This window comes from Trinickia dinghuensis, from assembly GCF_003367175.1.
Lineage (GTDB): Bacteria > Pseudomonadota > Gammaproteobacteria > Burkholderiales > Burkholderiaceae > Trinickia > Trinickia dinghuensis.
The window spans coordinates 21,270-40,509 of the sequence record NZ_QRGA01000023.1; the positions used below are offsets into that span (position 1 = coordinate 21,270).

Annotated in this window: 14 protein-coding genes; 4 read left to right on the forward strand and 10 right to left on the reverse strand. The window is 66.5% G+C overall.

Annotated elements, in window-relative coordinates; all coding sequences use genetic code 11:
- Positions 1 to 70 precede the first annotated feature (70 nt).
- On the forward strand, positions 71 to 934 hold the full coding sequence (gene ubiA / locus DWV00_RS30750) for a 4-hydroxybenzoate octaprenyltransferase (RefSeq protein WP_115537394.1): 864 nt from the start codon (positions 71 to 73) through the stop codon (positions 932 to 934).
- A 142-nt stretch (positions 935 to 1,076) separates the two neighbouring features.
- Positions 1,077 to 1,337, forward strand: a complete 261-nt coding sequence (locus tag DWV00_RS30755) for a hypothetical protein (RefSeq protein ID WP_115537395.1) — start codon at positions 1,077 to 1,079, stop codon at positions 1,335 to 1,337.
- A gap of 17 nt (positions 1,338 to 1,354) precedes the next feature.
- Here DWV00_RS30755 and proC read toward each other — a convergent pair whose 3' ends face one another.
- The 6 genes from proC to DWV00_RS30785 form a co-directional block, all read right to left on the reverse strand.
- Positions 1,355 to 2,167 carry a pyrroline-5-carboxylate reductase gene (proC, locus tag DWV00_RS30760; protein WP_115537396.1) on the reverse strand — a complete coding sequence of 271 codons (813 nt, stop codon included), beginning with the start codon at positions 2,165 to 2,167 and terminating at the stop codon, positions 1,355 to 1,357.
- A gap of 127 nt (positions 2,168 to 2,294) precedes the next feature.
- Positions 2,295 to 2,993 (reverse strand): YggS family pyridoxal phosphate-dependent enzyme, encoded by a 699-nt coding sequence (locus DWV00_RS30765; protein WP_115537397.1) that lies wholly within the window; start codon positions 2,991 to 2,993, stop codon positions 2,295 to 2,297.
- Positions 2,994 to 3,032: 39 nt separating this feature from the next.
- Positions 3,033 to 4,298 (reverse strand): glycolate oxidase subunit GlcF, encoded by a 1,266-nt coding sequence (gene glcF, locus DWV00_RS30770; protein WP_115537398.1) that lies wholly within the window; start codon positions 4,296 to 4,298, stop codon positions 3,033 to 3,035.
- A gap of 76 nt (positions 4,299 to 4,374) precedes the next feature.
- Complete coding sequence (gene glcE, locus DWV00_RS30775; protein ID WP_115537453.1) at positions 4,375 to 5,463, reverse strand: glycolate oxidase subunit GlcE; 1,089 nt, start codon at positions 5,461 to 5,463, stop codon at positions 4,375 to 4,377.
- A gap of 213 nt (positions 5,464 to 5,676) precedes the next feature.
- Positions 5,677 to 7,170: an FAD-linked oxidase C-terminal domain-containing protein gene (locus DWV00_RS30780; RefSeq protein ID WP_115537399.1), complete on the reverse strand. Its 1,494-nt coding sequence runs from the start codon at positions 7,168 to 7,170 to the stop codon at positions 5,677 to 5,679.
- Between the two features lie 20 nt (positions 7,171 to 7,190).
- Positions 7,191 to 8,612, reverse strand: coding sequence for an FAD-binding oxidoreductase (locus tag DWV00_RS30785; protein ID WP_115537400.1), 1,422 nt, complete (start codon positions 8,610 to 8,612; stop codon positions 7,191 to 7,193).
- 350 nt (positions 8,613 to 8,962) lie between these two features.
- Here DWV00_RS30785 and DWV00_RS30790 point away from each other — a divergent pair, with 350 nt between their 5' ends.
- Positions 8,963 to 9,517, forward strand: a complete 555-nt coding sequence (locus DWV00_RS30790) for a cob(I)yrinic acid a,c-diamide adenosyltransferase (RefSeq protein WP_115537401.1) — start codon at positions 8,963 to 8,965, stop codon at positions 9,515 to 9,517.
- A gap of 191 nt (positions 9,518 to 9,708) precedes the next feature.
- Positions 9,709 to 10,917, forward strand: a complete 1,209-nt coding sequence (gene hmpA, locus DWV00_RS30795; protein ID WP_115537454.1) for an NO-inducible flavohemoprotein — start codon at positions 9,709 to 9,711, stop codon at positions 10,915 to 10,917.
- Between the two features lie 90 nt (positions 10,918 to 11,007).
- Here the strand turns inward: hmpA and aroG are convergent, their stop codons facing one another.
- The 4 genes from aroG to DWV00_RS30815 form a co-directional block, all read right to left on the reverse strand.
- Positions 11,008 to 12,081 carry a 3-deoxy-7-phosphoheptulonate synthase AroG gene (aroG, locus tag DWV00_RS30800; protein WP_115537402.1) on the reverse strand — a complete coding sequence of 358 codons (1,074 nt, stop codon included), beginning with the start codon at positions 12,079 to 12,081 and terminating at the stop codon, positions 11,008 to 11,010.
- Between the two features lie 372 nt (positions 12,082 to 12,453).
- Positions 12,454 to 13,920, reverse strand: coding sequence for a metalloprotease TldD (tldD, locus tag DWV00_RS30805; protein WP_115537403.1), 1,467 nt, complete (start codon positions 13,918 to 13,920; stop codon positions 12,454 to 12,456).
- A 45-nt stretch (positions 13,921 to 13,965) separates the two neighbouring features.
- Positions 13,966 to 14,802, reverse strand: coding sequence for a carbon-nitrogen hydrolase family protein (locus tag DWV00_RS30810; protein ID WP_115537404.1), 837 nt, complete (start codon positions 14,800 to 14,802; stop codon positions 13,966 to 13,968).
- Between the two features lie 72 nt (positions 14,803 to 14,874).
- Positions 14,875 to 19,140, reverse strand: a complete 4,266-nt coding sequence (locus DWV00_RS30815; RefSeq protein ID WP_115537405.1) for a YhdP family phospholipid transporter — start codon at positions 19,138 to 19,140, stop codon at positions 14,875 to 14,877.
- Between the last annotated feature and the right edge of the window lie 100 nt (positions 19,141 to 19,240).

Consider the following 19,240-nt stretch of genomic DNA (forward strand, 5'->3'; position numbering starts at 1 on the left):
CCTCGGCGTTTCGGCTCTACAATACGGCGATTGTCTTCAGCTCTCGGCCGCCTTGCCCATGTACGCGCCCATGTTCGCCCGTCTTCCGCTTTATCTGCGCTTGATCCGCATGGACAAGCCGATCGGCAGCCTGCTGCTGCTGTGGCCCACGCTCAACGCGCTGTGGATCGCCTCGAACGGGCATCCGTCGCCTTCGCTGCTCGCCATTTTCGTCGTCGGCACGATTCTCATGCGTTCGGCGGGCTGCGCGATCAACGACTACGCCGATCGCGACTTCGACCGCTACGTGAAGCGCACCGAATCGCGGCCGATCACCTCGGGCAAGATTCGAGCATGGGAAGCGCTCGCGATCGCGGCGGGGCTATCGATCGTCTCGTTCCTGCTGATCTTGCCGCTCAACGGATTGACGAAAGGCCTCTCCGTGGTGGCGCTGTTCGTGGCCGGCAGCTATCCGTTCACGAAGCGTTTCTTCGCGATCCCGCAGGCCTATCTCGGCATCGCGTTCGGCTTCGGCATTCCGATGGCGTTCGCGGCTGTGCAGAATCACGTGCCGGCGATTGCATGGATCATGCTCGCGGCGAACGTGTTTTGGTCGGTGGCCTACGATACCGAGTACGCGATGGTCGATCGCGACGACGACATCAAAATCGGGATCCGCACTTCAGCGCTGACGTTCGGCCGTTTCGACGTGGCGGCGATCATGCTGTGCTACGCCGTCACGCTTGGAATCTACGCGTCGCTCGGCATCGTGCTGCACTTCGGCTGGCTGTTCTGGGCAGGGTGGGCGGGGGCGGTCGGTTGCGCGCTCTATCACTACACGCTGATTCGCGATCGCGAGCGGATGCCTTGCTTCAAGGCGTTCCTTCACAACAACTGGCTCGGCGGCGTGCTCTTCGTCGGCATTGCCGCGCATTACGCGGTGGCTGGGCTTTGATGCGATGCGCGGCGTCGCGCCGTGCCTTGCCTTGCCGCGTAATAGAAAATTACAGATTCCGAACGAGCGCCGGTAGTCGAAATGGGCGAGTAAGGCGTTATCCGTCATAAGGGAACCACCCTTATTTCGGAGAAATGAAACCATGAAAATCAAAACGCTTGCCGTCCTCTTGGGCGCCCTGGCAGTGGCCAACATCGCTTCGGCCGACGAACTCCACAACAAGGCGATGGCCGCGACGCACGATCTGCAGCGTTCCATCGAAGAAATGCACGTGATTCAGCAGGAACACGGCGGTCAGTTCGGCGGCCACATGGCACGCGCCGAGCAATTGGCCCGCCAAGCCGAGCAAGAGCGCAACGCGGCGTTGGAGTACTACCGCGCGGCGCACCCCGGCTGGCAATAAGGGTCGTTCAATAAGCGTTATTGATTGCCCAGCTCGTCGCCCATCTCCTTCGCTCGAGCGTCGGCGGCGAGCACCCCTTTCACGATCGCTTCCTTGATGCCTTGCGCGTCGAATGCGGCCAGGGCCGCCGCCGTCGTGCCGCCCTTCGAGGTGACGCGTTCCCGCAAGACCGAAGCGCTCTCATCCGATTGCACGGCCAATTGCGCCGCGCCCGCGAACGTACCGAGCGCGAGCGCCCGGCCTTCCTCGTCGCTCAAGCCGAGACGGCTAGCGGCCTCTTGCATCGCTTCGATGAAATAGAAAATGTAGGCCGGACCGCTGCCCGAGATGGCCGTGACGGCATCGATCTTGGATTCGTCGTCGAACCATACCGTGGTGCCGACGGCGCCGAGCACCGCCGACGCGAGCGTGCGGCCTGTCTCGTCTACACCCGGCAGCGCTGCGAGCCCGGTCACCCCTTGGCCGATCAGTGCCGGCGTATTCGGCATCGTGCGCACGATGCGCGTGTAGCCGCCGAGCCAGCGCGACAGATCGGCGCCGCGAATGCCGGCCGCGATACTGATGACGAGTTGCGTCGACAGATGCGGCGCGAGCGACGCCGATACGGCTTTCAACACCTGCGGTTTCACGGCGAGCACGACGGCATCGTAGCCGCGCAGCGCTTCGTCGGCCGCCGCGGCCGTTGCAATGCCGAATTGCGCATGCGTGCGCGCGCGGGCGTCTTCGTTGACGTCGATGGCGAAGAGGCCGGCGGGTGCGACGCCGCGCTTGATCAAGCCGCCGATCAATGCCGCGGCCATGTTGCCGCCGCCGATGAATGCGATCTTCATGATGGAGATGTGAGTGGGAGCAGCGGCTGATTATAGACCGCTGCTCGATGAGAATCAGTTGGGTGCAACCCGAAAGAGGTGCAACCCATTTGCGTGCGTGCTTCGGCCCAGCCTCGAACGCCTTCGGTCAATGCGCGTAATCGCGCTTGCCGAAGACGGCGGTGCCGATGCGCACGATCGTCGCGCCTTCCATCACGGCCGCTTCGAGGTCACCCGACATGCCCATCGACATCGTATCGAGCGCCACGCCTTCGGCCACGAGTGCGTCGAACAGCGCCCGCAGGATGCGATGCGGTTCGCGCTGCGCCTCGAGATCGCCGGCGGGTTCGGGGATCGACATGAGGCCGCGCAGCCGCAGCTTCGGCAACGCGCCGATCGCTCGTGCGAGGGCGGGCGCATCCGCCGGGGCGACACCGCTTTTCGACGCCTCGCCGCTCACGTTGATCTGCAGACAGACGTTGAGCGGCGGCAGCGCATCGGGGCGTTGCTCGGACAAGCGCTGCGCGATCTTGAGCCGATCGACCGAATGGACCCAGTCGAAATGCTCGGCCACGGGCCGTGTCTTGTTCGATTGCAGCGGCCCGATGAAATGCCATTCGATCCGTGCGCGCAGATCCGCGAGTGCCTCGATTTTCGAAAGCGACTCCTGCACGTAGTTTTCGCCGAAGGCGCATTGGCCCGCGGTGAACGCTGCGCGGACATCTTCCGCGGGGAATGTCTTCGAGACCGCGAGCAGGCGGATCGAATCGGGCGTGCGTTCGGCCGTTTGAGCCGCGCGTGCTATGCGAGCTTGAACGGCCAGCAGGTTGTCGGCGATATGTGACATGGGTTGTGCTCGAGGGAGGGCCTGGCCAAGCGCCGTAGCCTACCCATAAATCAAGTGCTCCACCAGTTCGACCCAGTGAGCGACCGGCATCGACGTCCCGCTTTGCAGGTGCGCGATGCAGCCGACGTTGGCCGACACGATCATCTGCGGCTCGAGCACTTCGAGGTTGCGCACCTTCCTATCGCGCAGCGTATAGGACATCGAAGGCTGCGTGACCGAATAGGTCCCGGCCGATCCGCAGCACAAGTGGCTGTCGGCCGGCAGACGGACTTCGATGCCGAACGAGGCGAGCAGATGCTCGACCACGCCGCGAATCTGCTGGCCGTGCTGGAGCGTGCACGGCGGGTGATACGCGACCGTATGCACGCCGCGCCGGCGCGCGAGGCCCGCCAGTTCGGCTTCGAAACCGCCGAGCACCTCGGCGATGTCGCGCGAAAGATCGGTAATCCGCTGTGCCTTTTCCGCATAGGCGGGATCGTTGCGCAGCAGGTGGCCGTACTCCTTGACCGTTGCGCCGCAGCCCGACGCGTTGATGACGATCGCTTCGATGCCCGCTTCGACGTGCGGCCACCAGGCGTCGACGTTGCGGCGGATATCGTCGAGCGCTTCGTCGCGGTACCCGAGGTGCAAACGAATGGCGCCGCAGCAGCCTGCTTCGGGCTCGATCAGCGTCTCGATGCCGAGCGCATGCAGCACGCGCGCCGTCGCGATGTTGATGTTCGGCAGCATGGCCGGCTGCACGCAGCCCGCGAGCAGCAGCATGCGGCGCGCAGCGGCGGGCGGGTTCGCTTCGCTCGCGCCTTCGGCGGGGGCCGGTTTCGTCGGCCACTCGAGCAGACGCTGGCGCGCCGGAATCTTGTCGCGCAGCCGGCGCGGCAGGAACGGCCGGACGAGCTGGCCGAGCCGCATGGCCGGCGCGAACACGGTGCCGTTCGGCAGCACGCTCGCGAGCACTCTGCGCAGAAGCTGCTGACGCAGCGGCCGCGGAACCGTCTGTTCGACCTGCTGCCGTCCGATCTCGACGAGCCGCCCGTATTGCACGCCCGAGGGACACGTCGTTTCGCAGCTGCGGCAGGTCAAGCACCGGTCGAGATGCAATTGCGTGCTGCGCGTGACGGCGCCGCCTTCGAGCATTTGCTTGATCAGGTAGATGCGTCCGCGCGGGCCGTCGAGTTCGTCGCCGAGCAGTTGATAGGTGGGGCAGGTGGCCGTGCAAAAGCCGCAATGCACGCATTTGCGCAAGATCGCATCGGCCTCTTCGCCGTCGGCCGTGTTACGGATGAAGTCTGCGAGTTGGGTTTGCATCGCGTCGCCCTTATCTCTTGCCCGGTCGCGTAATTCTGGAACGCACTGAACTCCTTCGTGACATCGATGCCAGCGATCAGAAATCGGGATACATGCGCGCGCGGTTGAAGATGCGCGCCGGATCGAAAGCTTCCTTCAGGCCGCGATGGATCTTCATCAGCGGCGTCGGCAGCAGCGTGAAGACGCCCACGCTGCGATCGAAGTTGCGGCCCGCGCGAAAGATCGTGGCGTGCCCGCCTGCCTGCTTCGCGCTGATGCGCACCGTCTGCGCATCGGTATCGGTGATCCACCAACGCTGCGCGCCGCCCCATTCCATCAACTGGGCGCCCGGCAGTTGCAGCGGCTCCGTGATCGAGGGCAGCGCGAGGCGCCATAGGGCTGCGTCGGGCGGGATCGAAGCGAAGAAAGGATCGGTCTGCTCGCGCAGCCCTTCCCAAAATCGTTCGGCCTCCACGGCATCGACAACTTCCCCGCCGATCGTATTGCGCGCGGTCTTCACGGCCGTTTCCGCGCCGGACAGGCGAACCGCGAGCGTGCCGTTGCGCCAGGCGCTGGCCGTGATCGGCAGCGGGCGGCCGCCCCATTCGTTGAGCTTGCGCACGGCGTCGGTGCCGTTCGTGTCGAACTTGAGCGTGATTTCGACGGCAGGCCGCGGCAGCACCTTGATCGACAGGTCGAGCATGAGGCCGAGCGTGCCGAGCGAGCCCGCCATGAGCCGCGCGACGTCGTAGCCCGCGACGTTCTTGACGACTTGGCCGCCGAAGCGCAGCACTTCGCCCGCGCCGTTCATCATCGTGACGCCGAGGACGAAGTCGCGCGCGGCGCCCGCTTGCGCGCGGCGCGGCCCCGAAATGCCGGCCGCGATGCAGCCGCCGAGCGTCGCGGCGCGGCCGAAGTGAGGCGGCTCGAACGCGAGCATCTGGTCGTGTTCGGCGAGCGCTGCTTCGATTTCCGCGAGCGACGTTCCGCAGCGGGCGGTGATGACGAGTTCCGCGGGATCGTAGGAGACGATCCCGCGATAGGCGCGCGTATCGAGGATTTCACCTTGCAACTGCTGGCCGTACCAGTCCTTGGTGCCTGCACCGCGCAAACGCAGCGGGCGCGCATCGGCCGTGGCCTGCCTGATCCTGTCGGACCAGTAGGTCACGATCTCCTCTTCCTGCATGGCTTCCCGCTTCGTGTTGTCGTTCATCCGGTTGAGCCGCAAGTCATGCCGTGGTTGCATTCTGTCCAGATTGTACCGGCCGAGCGCGGCGAGACAAGCCGCGGCGGCCGCGCCTAGGGGTAATTCCGCGTGCTCTCCGGCGCCAAGAGAGCTGAGCGGCCTCTCGAGAACCGCTCAACGACGGCTCAGGGGCCGCTTCGGACACGCTTCAAATCAGAATCGCGGCAGCTCGGGATGCGGCAGCAAGCCGCCGCGCACGTGCATCTTGCCGTATTCGGCGCAGCGCGCGCGGGTGGGGATGCCCTTCGTCGGGTTGAGCAGCTCGGCCGGATCGAAGGCGCGCTTGACCGCGAAGAACGCCTCGCGCTCGCCGGGCGAAAACTGCACGCACATCGAATTGATCTTCTCGATGCCGACGCCGTGCTCGCCCGTGACCGTGCCGCCGAGTTCGACGCAGGTCTCGAGGATCTCGGCACCGAACGCCTCGGCACGGCGCAGTTCGTCCCGGTCGTTGCCGTTGAACAGGATCAGCGGATGCATGTTTCCGTCGCCCGCGTGGAATACGTTGATGCAGCGCAGCCCATATTTCCCCTCCATCGCTTCGATGCGAGCGAGCAGCGGGCCGATGCTGCGGCGAGGGACCGTGCCGTCCATGCAGTAGTAATCGGGCGAGATGCGGCCCGCCGCGGGAAACGCGTTCTTGCGGCCCGACCAGAAGCGCAGCCGTTCGGCCTCGCTGCGCGAAATCTGCAAGCGCGTGGCGCCGTGCTCGCGCAGGACCGCCGTCATGCGAACGATTTCGTCGGCGACTTCATCGGGCGTGCCGTCCGATTCGCAGAGCAGGATCGCCGCGGCATCGAGGTCGTAGCCGGCGCCGACGAAGCCCTCGACGGCGCGCGTCGCGGGCTTGTCCATCATTTCGAGTCCGGCCGGAATGATGCCGGCCGCGATGATCGCCGCAACGGCTTCACCGCCTTTGACGACGTCGTCGAAGCTCGCCATGACCACTTGCGCCGCTTGCGGCTTCGGGACGAGTTTGACCGTCACCTCCGTCACGACGGCGAACATCCCTTCGCTGCCGATCATGACGGCCAGCAGGTCGAGTCCCGGCGCGTCCGGCGCGAACGAACCGAACTCGACGATCTCGCCGTCCATCGTCACCGCGCGCACGCGCAGCACGTTATGGACGGTCAGGCCGTATTTCAGGCAATGGACGCCGCCCGAGTTCTCGCTGACGTTGCCGCCGATCGTGCAGGCGATTTGCGACGAGGGATCGGGTGCGTAGTAGAGCCCGTAGGGCGCGGCGGCTTCGGACACGGCGAGATTGCGCACGCCGGGCTGCACGGTGGCCGTGCGCGCGTAAGGGTCGACATCGACGATCTTCGTGAAGCGCGAGAGCGAGAGCACGATGCCGTGCGCGATCGGCGTGGCGCCTCCGGATAGGCCCGTGCCTGCGCCGCGCGGCACGATGGGCACGCCGAGCCGCCGGCAGATCTGCAAGACGCGCTGAACTTGCGCCTCCGTTTCGGGCAGCGCGACGGCAAGCGGCAATTGGCGGTAGACACTCATGCCGTCGCACTCGTACGGCGCGGTATCTTCATCGCGATAGAGCAGGCAGTGCGTCGGCAACGTGGCCATGAGCGCCTGCACCACTTCGCGTTGACGCTCGGCGCGCATTTCTGCTGCCGGCAAGGCAACGGCTTCCATAGGCTCCCCCGTTGGCCGCTTCAGGCCGTGTACGAAAAAATCTTGCCCGGGTTCATCAGATTGCGCGGGTCGAACGCGTGCTTGACCGCGCGCATCGCGTCAACTGCCGCGAGTCCGTGTTCCTCGAGCAGGAAATCCATCTTGTGCAGCCCGATCCCGTGTTCGCCCGTGCAAGTGCCGCCCATGGCCAGCGCACGCGCCACGACGCGGCGGTTCAACCGTTCCGCTTCTTCCAGCTCCTCGGGCTTCTCGGGATCGATCAGCATCGCGACGTGGAAATTGCCGTCGCCGACATGGCCGACGATCGGACACGGCAGCGGCGAGCCGAGCAGATCCTGTTCGGTTTCGACGACGCAATCGGCCAGCCGCGAGATTGGCACGCAGACGTCGGTCGTCACGGCGCGGCAGCCGGGCTTCAATTGCAGCATCGCGAAGAACGCCGTGTGACGCGCATTCCAGAGGCGGCTGCGCTCTTCGGGCCGCGTGGCCCACGCAAAGCCGCTGCCGCCGTGCTCGCCGGCAAGACTCTCGACGCGCTCGGCTTGCTCCTTGACGCTCGCCTCGGTGCCGTGGAATTCGAAGAAAAGCGTGGGCGATTCGGTCAGCGTGAGATTCGAATGCCGGTTGATGGCGCGAATGGCCAGCGAATCGACGAACTCGACGCGCGCGATCGGCACGCCGAGTTGGATCGTCTCGATCACGGTACGGACGGCCTCGCCCATCGACGGGAACGCGCAGACGGCCGCCGAAACGGCCTCGGGCTGCGGGTAGAGCCGCACCGTGACTTCGGTGATGACGCCGAGCGTGCCTTCGGAGCCGACGAACAGGCGCGTCAGATCGTAGCCCGCCGACGATTTGCGGGCGCGCGTGCCGGTTTTGACGATGCGCCCGTCGGCGAGCACGACGGTGAGACCGAGCACGTTCTCGCGCATCGTGCCGTAGCGCACGGCGTTCGTGCCCGAGGCTCGAGTGGCCGACATGCCGCCCAAGCTCGCATCGGCGCCCGGATCGATCGGGAAGAAGAGCCCGGTGTCGCGCAGCGCTTCGTTGAGCGTCTTGCGCGAGACGCCGGCCTGCACGGTGGCCGTCATATCCTCGGCCGCGATCGAGACGATGCGGTTCATGCCCGACAAGTCGATGCTCACGCCGCCTTCGACGGCAAGCAGTTGGCCTTCGAGCGAGGAGCCGTTGCCGTAGGGGATGATCGGCACATCGTGGCGCGCGCACAGCTCGACGATCGCGCGCACGTCCTCCGTGCTTTGCGCGAAGACGACGGCATCGGGCAACTGCGGATCGAACGGGGACTCGTCGCGGCCGTGGTGGGCACGGACAGCGTCCGAGGTCGATACGCGCTCGCCGAACTCGGCTTGCAAGGCAAGAAGCAGATCGGCCGGAAACGGCCGGCGCGGGCGCCGGGCCGCCGGGGGCGCGGGATGGTTCACGAATGTAGTCTCCTGGCGCGCGAATCGCCTTCGCAGGCGCCGCGCGTCCGTGTAATCGAACGCGGCGCGCTGGCCGCCCGCGCGGCCGCGCCTACCCTGCGTTCAGTTCAAAAGTCGGTTTATTCTACGCCCAACGACGGGCCGCCAGTATGGGCCGACGTGGGCCTGCGGGCCGAACCCGAAGCCCGCCCGAAGCGCTTCGCGGCGCGCCTATAATGGGTCGCTTCGCATTTCGGCGCGGCATGCGCGAGCCGCCTCGCGGCGCGGCGAACCGCAGCCGAAACGCTGCCATAGGCCGCTAAAAGGCCGATCAGGCGCCGCAAACGAATCAAGGAAAAGGAGCAAGGACGATGGGCCACCGCTTGAGCAAGATCGCCACGCGCACGGGCGACGACGGCACGACGGGCCTCGGCGACGGCAGCCGCGTGCGCAAGGACGACGCGCGCATCGCCGCGATGGGCGAGGTCGACGAACTGAATTCGCATATCGGCGTGCTGCTGACCGAGCCGTTGCCCGCCGACGTCCATGAAGCGCTGACGGCCATCCAGCACGACCTATTTGATCTCGGCGGCGAGATTTGCATTCCGGGCCATACGGTGATCGGCGATGCCCACCTCGCCCGGTTGGACGGCTGGCTTGCGCGCTACAACGCCGATTTGCCGCCGCTGAAGGAATTTATCCTGCCCGGCGGCACGCGTGCCGCGGCGCTCGCGCACGTGTGCCGGACCGTTTGCCGGCGCGCCGAGCGCGCGATCGTCACGCTCGGCGCCGGACAAGCCCTTGCCGATGCTCCGCGCCGATACGTCAATCGCCTGTCCGATCTCTTGTTCGTGCTCGCCCGAGTGCTCAATCGCGCCGGCGGCGGCAGCGACGTGCTTTGGCAGCCGCAGCGTCGCGTCGAGTAGGAATCGACGGACGGGCATCGGGGTAGGGCGCCAGGGCGATAGCGCATCGCAGCAGCTTCTTGGCTCTGATCTGATGTAAACGAAGGGCGATTGCGGTCCTCCCGACATGCTGCCCTGCGACAAAGTGTCGTATGGAGTGCGCACCTTGTTAAAATGTATTCTTGATGCATCTTAACGAGGAACGCAAAACGATGACCTCCGCTCTTACGCCCGATCAAATCTCCCGTGTCAAAGCCACGGCCCCCGTGTTTGCCCAGCACGGCGCGACGATCACGAAGCACTTCTACCGCCGCATGTTCGCGAATCGTCCCGAATTGCGGAATCTGTTCAACCAGACGCACCAGACGAGCGGCAGCCAAGCCGACGTCCTCGCGCGCGCGGTCTACGCCTACGCCGCCAACATCGACAACCTCGGCGCGCTCGGCTCCGCGGTCGGCAGGATTTCGCATAAGCACGCAAGTTTGAATATCCGCCCCGAACATTACCCGATCGTCGGCGAAAACCTGCTTGCGTCGGTGGTTGAAGTGCTCGGCGACGCTGTCGACGAGGCAACACTCGAAGCTTGGCGCGCGGCCTACGCGCAACTCGCGCAAATCATGATCGGCGCGGAAGCGAAGCTCTACGACGGCGCGGCATGGAGCGGCTATCGTCCGTTCATCGTTTCGCGCAAAGTCGTGGAAAGCGACGAAATCACGTCGTTCTACCTGACGCCGGCCGACGGTGCCTCGGTTTCGGGCTTCCAGCCGGGCCAGTTCGTCACGGTGAAGCGCTATGTCGGCGAACTCGGGGTCGATCAGCCGCGGCAATACAGCATGTCGGATGCGCCGCACGGCAAGTGGCTGCGTATCTCGGTGAAGCGTGAGGGCGGAAACGAAGCGGTGCCGGCCGGGCGTCTCTCGACGCTCCTGCACGACGGCGTGGAAGAGGGGGCCATCGTCGAGGTGACCGCGCCGATGGGCGACTTCCGCCTCGATCGGACGAAGTCGTCGCCGGTCGTGCTCGTTTCGGGCGGCGTCGGCATCACGCCGATGATGTCGATGCTCTCGACGCTGGCAGCGGAAGGCAGCACACGCCGTGTCGCTTTTGTCCATGCCTGCCGGAACGGCAAGGTGCATGCGTTCAAGGAATGGCTTGCCAACACCGCGGCGACGCATGCGAACCTGTCGCGTGCGGTGTTCTACGAAGAGGTGGGCGCGGATGATCGGAAGGGCGTCGATTACGACTTCGAAGGCCGTATCGACTTCTCGTGTATCGCCGAGCAAGCCGTGCTGCCCGATGCCGATTACTACCTGTGCGGGCCGATGGCCTTCATGGAAGCACAGCGCAATGCACTCGTCGCACGCGGCGTCGATGCGGCGCGCATCCACAGCGAAGTGTTCGGAACGGGCGCGCTGGCGTAACCGGCCGCACCGATCAGGCAAGGGACTGCCTGGTAACGGGCCGCCCGCTCCCGGAAGCGACGCTCCGAGGGCGGGCGGCCCGTTTGTTCGTCAATTGCCGCTGCCGCGGGCGACACGCCGCTGCTTGACGCTCTCGGCCAGCCCTTCGAGCACGGCAATGCTTTCGTCCCAGCCGATGCATGCATCCGTGATGCTCTGGCCGTACGTCAGTGCGCAATCGGGCTGCAAGTCCTGGCGGCCGGCGACGAGATGCGACTCCACCATCACCCCGACGATGCGTTCGTCGCCGCCGGCCACTTGCCGGCCGATGTCCGCGCAGACGGGAATCTGATTCTCGTGCTTCTTCGAGCTGTTCGCGTGGCTCGCATCGATCATCAAGCGTGCGGCCAGCCCGGCGCGGCCGATGTCGGCGCAGGCCGCGTCGACGCTTGCCGCATCGTAGTTCGGCGTCTTGCCGCCACGCAGAATCACGTGGCAGTCCTCGTTGCCGGCCGTCGAGACGATGGCCGAATGGCCGCCCTTGGTGACCGAGAGGAAATGGTGCGGCTGCGAGGCGGCCTTGATCGCATCGACGGCGATCTTGACGTTGCCGTCGGTGCCGTTCTTGAAGCCCACCGGGCACGACAACCCGGAAGCCAGCTCGCGGTGCACCTGCGATTCGGTCGTGCGCGCGCCGATCGCCCCCCAGGACACGAGATCGGCGATGTACTGCGGGCTGATCATGTCGAGGTACTCGGTGCCGGCCGGCAGCCCGATTTCGTTGATGCCGACGAGCAGCTCGCGCGCGGCGCGCAGGCCGTCGTTGATCTTGAAGCTGTTGTCGAGATACGGGTCGTTGATGAGCCCTTTCCAGCCCACCGTCGTGCGCGGTTTTTCGAAATAGACGCGCATGACGATTTCGAGCTCGCCCGCGAAGCGCTTGCGCTCATGAACGAGCCGGCTCGCGTATTCGAGCGCCGCCTTCGGATCGTGGATCGAGCAGGGGCCGATGATGACGATGAGGCGATCGTCCATGCCGTGCAGGATCCGATGCATCGCACTGCGCGCGCTGTAGATCAGATCGGAAGCGGCTTCGGTGCACGCGAACTCGCGAATCAAGTGCGCGGGCGGCGTGAGTTCTTTCAACTCGCGGATACGGACGTCATCGGTGTTGTACGGGGGCATGCTGCGCTTCTCCTCATCGGGTACGGGGCTCGCCTGCGACCGGCTAATTGGCTGTTGGCCATTTGCTATTGGCTTTCGGCCGATTGGCGCCAAGGCGAAAAAAAACCGCCAGGCTCGCTGGCGGTTTTTCGGGAATTCGGGTTTGTGCTTTACGCGCTAACACCCCTCTCGATCCGCCAGCGGACTGAGATGCCAAAAGAAGTAAAAGTAAAACTTCGGCGACATGATCGGGGTGAGGCTCGTTAAAAAGATGCGTTCAACTTTATACCCCGGTTAAGCGGGGCCTGCAAGCCATATGCCGTTATAACGCGGAAAACCCGCATAAATCAGAAGGGCGATGCAAGATTCTTGCATCGCCCTCTCGGTTGGCTCTTAAACCGTGCCGCCCACGGTCAAATTATCGATACGCAGCGTCGGCTGGCCTACGCCCACAGGCACGCTCTGGCCTTCCTTGCCGCAGACGCCGACGCCCGTGTCGAGCGCCATGTCGTTGCCGATCATGCTGACGTATTTGAGCGACTCGGGGCCGCTGCCGATCAGCGTCGCGCCCTTGACGGGGTAGGTGACCTTGCCGTTTTCGATCATGTAGGCCTCGGAGGCCGAGAACACGAACTTGCCGTTCGTGATGTCGACCTGGCCGCCGCCGAAGTTGACGGCGTAAAGGCCGTGCTTGACCGATTCGATGATTTCCTGCGGCGCTTTGTCGCCGGCCAGCATGTACGTGTTCGTCATGCGCGGCATCGGCAGCGCCGCATACGACTCGCGCCGCGCGTTGCCCGTGACGGGCATCTTCATCAGCCGCGCGTTCAGCGTGTCCTGAATGTAGCCTTTGAGCACGCCGTCTTCGATCAGCGTCGTGCACTGGGTCGGGTTGCCTTCGTCGTCGATGTTCAGGGAGCCGCGGCGGTTCGGCAGCGTGCCGTCGTCCACGACCGTGACGCCCTTGGCCGCGACGCGCTCGCCCATGCGGCCGGCGAACGCCGACGATCCCTTGCGGTTGAAGTCGCCCTCGAGCCCGTGGCCGATCGCTTCATGCAGCAAGACGCCGGGCCAGCCCGGGCCGAGCACGACCGTCATCGCGCCGGCCGGCGCCGGGCGCGCGTCGAGGTTCACGAGCGCCGCCTTGACGGCGTCGTCCACATACCGCGCGAGGACGTCGTCGGTGAAGTAGCCGTAGTCGAAACGCCCGCCGCCGCCGCCGCTGCCGATTTCGCGCCGCCCGTTCTGCTCGGCGATGACCGTCACCGAAACGCGCACGAGCGGGCGAACGTCCGCCGCGAGCACGCCGTCGCTGCGCGCCACGAGCACGACGTCGTATTCGCCGGCGAGCCCGGCCATCACCTGCGTGATGCGCGTGTCGCGGCTGCGCGCCATTTTCTCGACGCGCTCGAGCAGCTTGACCTTTTCGGTGGCGTCGAGCGAGGCGAGCGGATCGGCCGCCAGATAAAGATCGCGTCCCGCCACGCCCTTGAGCGCGCTGGCCACCTTGATCTTCTGCTTGCCGCCGCCCGCTTTCGCGATCGAGCGCGTGGCGTGCGCGGCCTGAGCGAGCGCTTCGACGGAAAGATCGTCGGAATAGGCGAAGGCGGTTCGGTCGCCGGCGACGGCACGCACGCCGACGCCCTTGTCGATGCTGAAGCTGCCCGACTTCACGATGCCTTCCTCGAGGCTCCACGCCTCGCTGCGCGTCGCTTGGAAGTATAAGTCCGCGTAGTCGACGCGATGCGTGAAGATGTCGGCGAGCGTGCGCGTCAAGCGCGCTTCGTCGAGGCCGTAGGGCGTGAGCAGGACGTCTTTCGCGGTCGCGAGATTGCGGATGCCAGGTTCGATCAGATTCATGCGGTCGGTTCTTCGATGCGAAAAGGGGTTAAGCAAGCACGCTCGTCAAGCAAGTACTCGGTGGCGCCACGCCGGCAGGCTGCGCCTGACTTCGTCGATGCGCGCGCGATCGATGTCGCCGGCGACGACGCCGGAGCCTTCGTCCAGCACGGCCACGATTTCGCCCCACGGGTCGATCAACATACTGTGGCCCCATGTGCGGCGGCCGTTTTCATGCGAGCCGCCTTGCGCGGCGGCCAGCACGTAGCATTGGTTTTCGACGGCGCGGGCACGCAGCAGCATCTCCCAATGCGCGCGGCCCGTCGTGTACGTGAACGCCGACGGCACGACGATCAGCGCGCAATCTCCCATGCGGCGGTACAACTCGGGAAAGCGCAGATCGTAGCAGACGGACAGGCCGACCCGGCCGAAGGGCGCGTCGAACGTGCGAACGTCGCTGCCCGGGCGGATCGTGCGCGCCTCGTCGAACGATTCGGCGCCTTTTTCGAAATTGAACAGATGGATCTTGTCGTAGCGCGCTTGCTCGGCGCCGCTCGGATCGAAGACCAGTGTGGAGTTGAGCACGCGCGCGGCATCGGAAGGATCGGTTGCGGCCAGCGGCAGCGTGCCGCCGATCACCCAGATGCCGTGGCGCCGCGCGCTATCGGCCAAGAACCGCTGAATCGGGCCGTCGCCGTACGCTTCGCGCACGGTTAGTTTGTCGGCGTCCTTGTGCCCCATGAAGCAAAAGTACTCGGGCAGCAGCACGAGCTGCGCGCCCTCGGCCGCGGCCTGCGCGATGAGCCGCTCGGCGTCGGCGAGATTGCGCTCGCGCTCGGGCGTGCTGACCATCTGGAGCGCGGCGACGCGAAACGGTGTCGTAGGGACGGGTCGATCGCTCATGAATTCGGTGTCGGATGCTGCCGAGGATTCGCTGGCGCTGGGCTGGCTGGGCGCGGGGCCCAGCCGGGGGCGCTACTTCTCCGTCGCCTCGGCCGGAGCAGTCATCTTACCCCGATCGGCCGAGACCCGCTCGACGCGCGGGTGCGACCACGATCCCGTCACCGAATAGTCGTGCGCGAAGGCCCGCGAGATCGACTGCGACAGCGCGACGTTCGCCACGAGCGCGCCGAGCCCGAGCAGCGGATTGACGACGGTGGCCGCGATCACGGCCGATCCCGCGGAGATCGTCGGCGTGAGCACCACGTGCAGGTCCTGCGTCTCCTGAGCGAGATCCACGCTGCCCGACAAATCGGCGCGCATGGGCGCCGTGACGACGCGGAAATCCTCGGTGCCGGCGATGCCGTTGCGCACGGTCGCCGTGCCCGTCGCGCTCTTGAACGGCAGGCCGTCGCCGCCGATGACGTCGCGGAAGTTCAGCGCGAGCACGCGCGTGATGCTTTGCAGGCTCAGCACCCCGAGCAGCTTGGCGACGGCCGGGTCCACCTTCAGGATCTGGCCGTGATGCAGATCCATCGTCAGATGGCCGTCGAGCGTCGGATAGTCGATCGCCGTCGGGCCGCCGCGCCAGACGGCCTTGCCCGCGAGCGACCCGGAGCCGCCCTTGACCGTGCGCGGCAGGCCGAACCGGTCGAGCAGCGCGCCTGCGTCGGCGACGTCGAGCGTGAAATCGACGATCGTGCGGCGCGGCGTATCGGCGCCGGCTGCGCCGCCGAGGCGGCGCGAGGTGCGCCAGTTGGCCGTCGCGACGAGGTGCGCGGCCGGATTCGAGACGTCGAGCTTGTCGACCTGCCAGACCGGCACGCCGTCTTCGTCGAAGTTGCGTGCGTTCACGGCAAGCCGGCCGACGTCGTGGCCGTGCATCGTCAAATCGTCGATGACGAGGTCGATCGCGGGCATCGGCTGGTTCGCGCTCGGCGTGAGCTGCCCGAGCAGATCGTGACCGACCGCGACCGGGATCGCGGCCTTCGTCAGCCGCGCGCGCAGCTGGCCGCCGGGCGTGTCGGCCGCGCCGGGCCGCCAGGACACGTTGCCGGTCACTTCGTCGGAGGCGACGCTCGCTTGCCAATTCGGCGCCGCATGCGTCACGTCGACGACGACGTTCGACCACTGGCGGTTCAGGAGCTTGAGCGTCTTGAAGCGGGCCGAGATGCGGCTCGGCATGAATTGCTCCGCCTGCGAGGGCGGGTGCGATGCCGGCCGCGGCTTGCCCGGCGTATTTTGCGCCGTGGGCTGCGCTGCTTGCGGCGATTGCGCCGGGTCCTGGGATTGCTCGCGCAACGTGCTCACGAACGAGCGCCAAGCATCGGCGTCGAGCGAGTCCGCGCTCAGGCTGGCGGTGACGCCGTGCGCGGGAAGCGGCGCGGGCTCGTTCAAGCCGATTGCCCCGCTCAGAACCGATAAACCGGGTTGCCCCGCGTCGCGGTTTCCGCGTTCGACGACATACGCCGCTTGAACCGGCCCGAGGCGCAAATCGGCGCGCGCCCTGGTTCCCCCGTTTGCGCTCGCGCCGGCGCCTTCGCTTTCGTCCGTTGCGAGAGGTTGGACCGCGAGCGAAAACGGCATCGGCGTGCCGAGCGCCTTACCGAGCGGGGCGGGCAGATCGAGGGCGAGGCCAGTCAGGTCCGACGTGGCCGAGACCGTCGGCAGCCCGCCTTTCTTGCCGCGCACGGCGATCGAGTAGGGCGCGGCGCCGAAGGCGTGGCCGAGCAATTTCGCGGCCGGTCCGTCGAGCTTCAGTTGGCGCGCGCTGTCGGCGGCGATGCGGCCGGCGACGTTGAACGCATAGCTGCCGTTTTCCTGCAGCGCGCCGTCGGCATGCACTTCGCCGCCGAGCCAGCGGCCCGCCATGTGTTCGAGCGACAGCGAGCGCTTCGTGAAATGAACCTGGCCGGCGAGCCCTTCCAGCGGGGGGAATTGCGGCGCGGACAACGTGTCGCCCTCGAACGTGACGGTGCCCGCGACACCGACTTGCGGCGCCGGAGTGCGCGGCACGGTCAGCGTCAGAGCGAGGCCCGCGGGGCCGCTTGCCTCTAGTGGGTCTCCGGCGTGCCCCGACATGCCCGCGACGGCGCTGTGGTTCACGTAGTCGAGCAGGTCGGCAAGCGGGCCGTGCGCTTGGCCCGCGATGACGAGCGGGGAGCCGTGGTTGCCGAGGTCGTCGATGCGTCCCGCGATTCGGGTGAGCGCGACGCGCTTGTAATGGGCGCGGGCGAGATCGAAACGCAGCACGTTTTCCTTCAGCGTGAACACGCCGTCGATGCCTTCGAGCGCGGGCCAGACGTCCGGCGTGCCGTTCTTCAGCGTCCTGGGCGGATAGGGCGAAGGATCGAACTTGCCGCCCGTGAACGGTGCGACGATGCGGAAGATGCCGGCCTTCGGTTCGCGCGAGTAGGGGAATTTGTCGAGGTTGCCGTGCACCTCGATCGTTGCGTTGCGCGCGATGCCGCTTTGCAGGCCGTGGCCCAAATAGTGGCGCAGATGTTCGCCGATGCTGGTCGGCAGATAGCGCGGAATCAATGGCACCTTGGCGCGCGCGATCGTCGCCGTGAGGTCGAGCGCGCCGCGTCCGTGGCCGGGGTTCGTATAGGTTGCCGCGAGCGAGCCGGCTGTGTCGGCGTTCTCGATGCTCAGTTCCGGCACCGTGACCGAAAACGCCTTGTGCGCCTCGCCCGGCGCACGCGTGGGGCTGACGGTCCAGTCTCCGCGCATGCGCAGCCGGTCGAACTTCAGCCGTGGATCGTCGAACTCGCCGGGGATCGTGACGGCCGCGTTGACGGTGTCGAGCGTGAGCGAACCGTGATGCTCGTCGGCGTCGATGCTGCCCCATAGATTCTCGAATCCGGGCAGGCCGGCGCGCGGGTGGCCTGCCGGCGAGAGCCCCGGCGGCGGCTCCTGCGCGGCGAAGCTGATGCCTTGCAGATCGGCCTTGAACCGGTAGCCGACGACCGGCGCGGTGCCGCCGGCGCGCTCCTCGCTCGCGGCGAGCGGGCTCTCCGGACGGGCGCGTTCGACGGCGATCGTGTAGTTCGCGACCATGCCGCGCGGATCGAAGCGCACGAGCTCGTCGAGGAAGCGGCGCGGCACGGGCAGCGCGCGCGTGAATTCGGCGAGGATGCCGAGGTCGACGCGGTCGCCCGTTACGCTCATCAATTGCCCATGTTCGACCGTCGGCACGCGATAGCGGCCCGTCAGCGTCGACAGCGCGAGCGTGCGCGAGACGGGCGTGCCGTCGGGCAGCGGCGGCTGGGCGAGTTCGGCGCGCAAGTTCGTGAGCTGCAGCCGGTAGTCGCGCTGCGGGTCGATGTCGAGCGTCCAGCCGAAGCGGGCCACGGGCATGTCGAGCCGCGGCTGCGTCGGGCGTACGCGCAGCGCGATGTTCGATCCGTCGAGCCGGCCGTGCGCCGACCGAATATGCCCGCCCGAGAAGCGTGCCCAGATCGCGTTGTCGACCCGGCCGGCGTAGGTGGCCACGGGCAGCTTCACGTAGCGTGACAGCATCGGCAGCTCGACGGGGCCCGTCGACAGATACGCCTCGCCGTTCCAGTTCTGCGGCTTGCCGACGGACTTGAGCGGCGTATGGCGGAAGCGCGCGCGAAAATCGAGCTGCCCCTTGAGCAGGGTGCCCTCGGCCGGGGCTTGCAGGGCCACGCGATGAACCAGGCCGTCGTTCAGGATGGCGATGCGTACGTCGTGCAGCGCCAGTTCCGGCGCGCCCTGCTGTGCGTCGCGCCAATGCAGCGTGCCGCCGCGCAAGACGATCGCCTGTTGCGAAAGCAGCCAGGTCGAGAACGTGTCGTTGCCCGTGTGGGTCGTGGGCACTTGTACGCCGCCAACCCAGAGCGTGCCGTCCCGCTCGCGCGCGGCGTGCACGTCGGGCTGCTCGATGACGAGGCTGGCGAGCGCCGGTTTGCCGCGTAGCAGCGAGGCCCACGACAAGTTGGCGGTGGCATGCGGTACCGACAGCGCAAGGTTGCCCTGGCGGTCGTGGATGACGAGCCCGGTGACGTCGACCCCGGGCTCGAACACGGACCAGTACGGGGCCAGCTTGCCGATCCGTACGTCGACGTGCAGCCGCTGCGCGACGAGCGCCTCGATGCGCGGGCGAAAATCGTCGATCCGGGGCAGGAGCACGTAACGCAGCCCGATGAAGAGGGCTGCGGCGACGAAATAGACGATGAAGGCGACGGCCAGCGCGAATTTTAGAATTCGGCGCAGCCCTTGATGATCGTGCGCGTGTCCGGCAACGGCGGCTTCGGCGGATTCCTTGCTGTCGGACATACTGCTGCGAATCGGGGATATGGTAGTTTGGCGTCTCGGACGACGAAATGTATCACAGCGGCCGGCCGTCCCCGCGCGCGGGAACGTGCGCCGCCCGCCT

Bases quoted from the DNA above. Each gene is read 5' to 3' on its own strand.
- DWV00_RS30755 (WP_115537395.1), top strand. From the start codon at position 1,077: ATGAAAATCAAAACGCTTGCCGTCCTCTTGGGCGCCCTGGCAGTGGCC.
- DWV00_RS30765 (WP_115537397.1), bottom strand. From the start codon at position 2,993: ATGTCACATATCGCCGACAACCTGCTGGCCGTTCAAGCTCGCATAGCA.
- ubiA (WP_115537394.1), top strand. From the start codon at position 71: ATGTTCGCCCGTCTTCCGCTTTATCTGCGCTTGATCCGCATGGACAAG.
- proC (WP_115537396.1), bottom strand. From the start codon at position 2,167: ATGAAGATCGCATTCATCGGCGGCGGCAACATGGCCGCGGCATTGATC.
- DWV00_RS30780 (WP_115537399.1), bottom strand. From the start codon at position 7,170: ATGGAAGCCGTTGCCTTGCCGGCAGCAGAAATGCGCGCCGAGCGTCAA.
- aroG (WP_115537402.1), bottom strand. From the start codon at position 12,081: ATGCCCCCGTACAACACCGATGACGTCCGTATCCGCGAGTTGAAAGAA.
- DWV00_RS30810 (WP_115537404.1), bottom strand. From the start codon at position 14,802: ATGAGCGATCGACCCGTCCCTACGACACCGTTTCGCGTCGCCGCGCTC.
- glcE (WP_115537453.1), bottom strand. From the start codon at position 5,463: ATGCAGGAAGAGGAGATCGTGACCTACTGGTCCGACAGGATCAGGCAG.
- glcF (WP_115537398.1), bottom strand. From the start codon at position 4,298: ATGCAAACCCAACTCGCAGACTTCATCCGTAACACGGCCGACGGCGAA.
- hmpA (WP_115537454.1), top strand. From the start codon at position 9,709: ATGACCTCCGCTCTTACGCCCGATCAAATCTCCCGTGTCAAAGCCACG.
- DWV00_RS30815 (WP_115537405.1), bottom strand. From the start codon at position 19,140: ATGTCCGACAGCAAGGAATCCGCCGAAGCCGCCGTTGCCGGACACGCG.
- DWV00_RS30790 (WP_115537401.1), top strand. From the start codon at position 8,963: ATGGGCCACCGCTTGAGCAAGATCGCCACGCGCACGGGCGACGACGGC.
- tldD (WP_115537403.1), bottom strand. From the start codon at position 13,920: ATGAATCTGATCGAACCTGGCATCCGCAATCTCGCGACCGCGAAAGAC.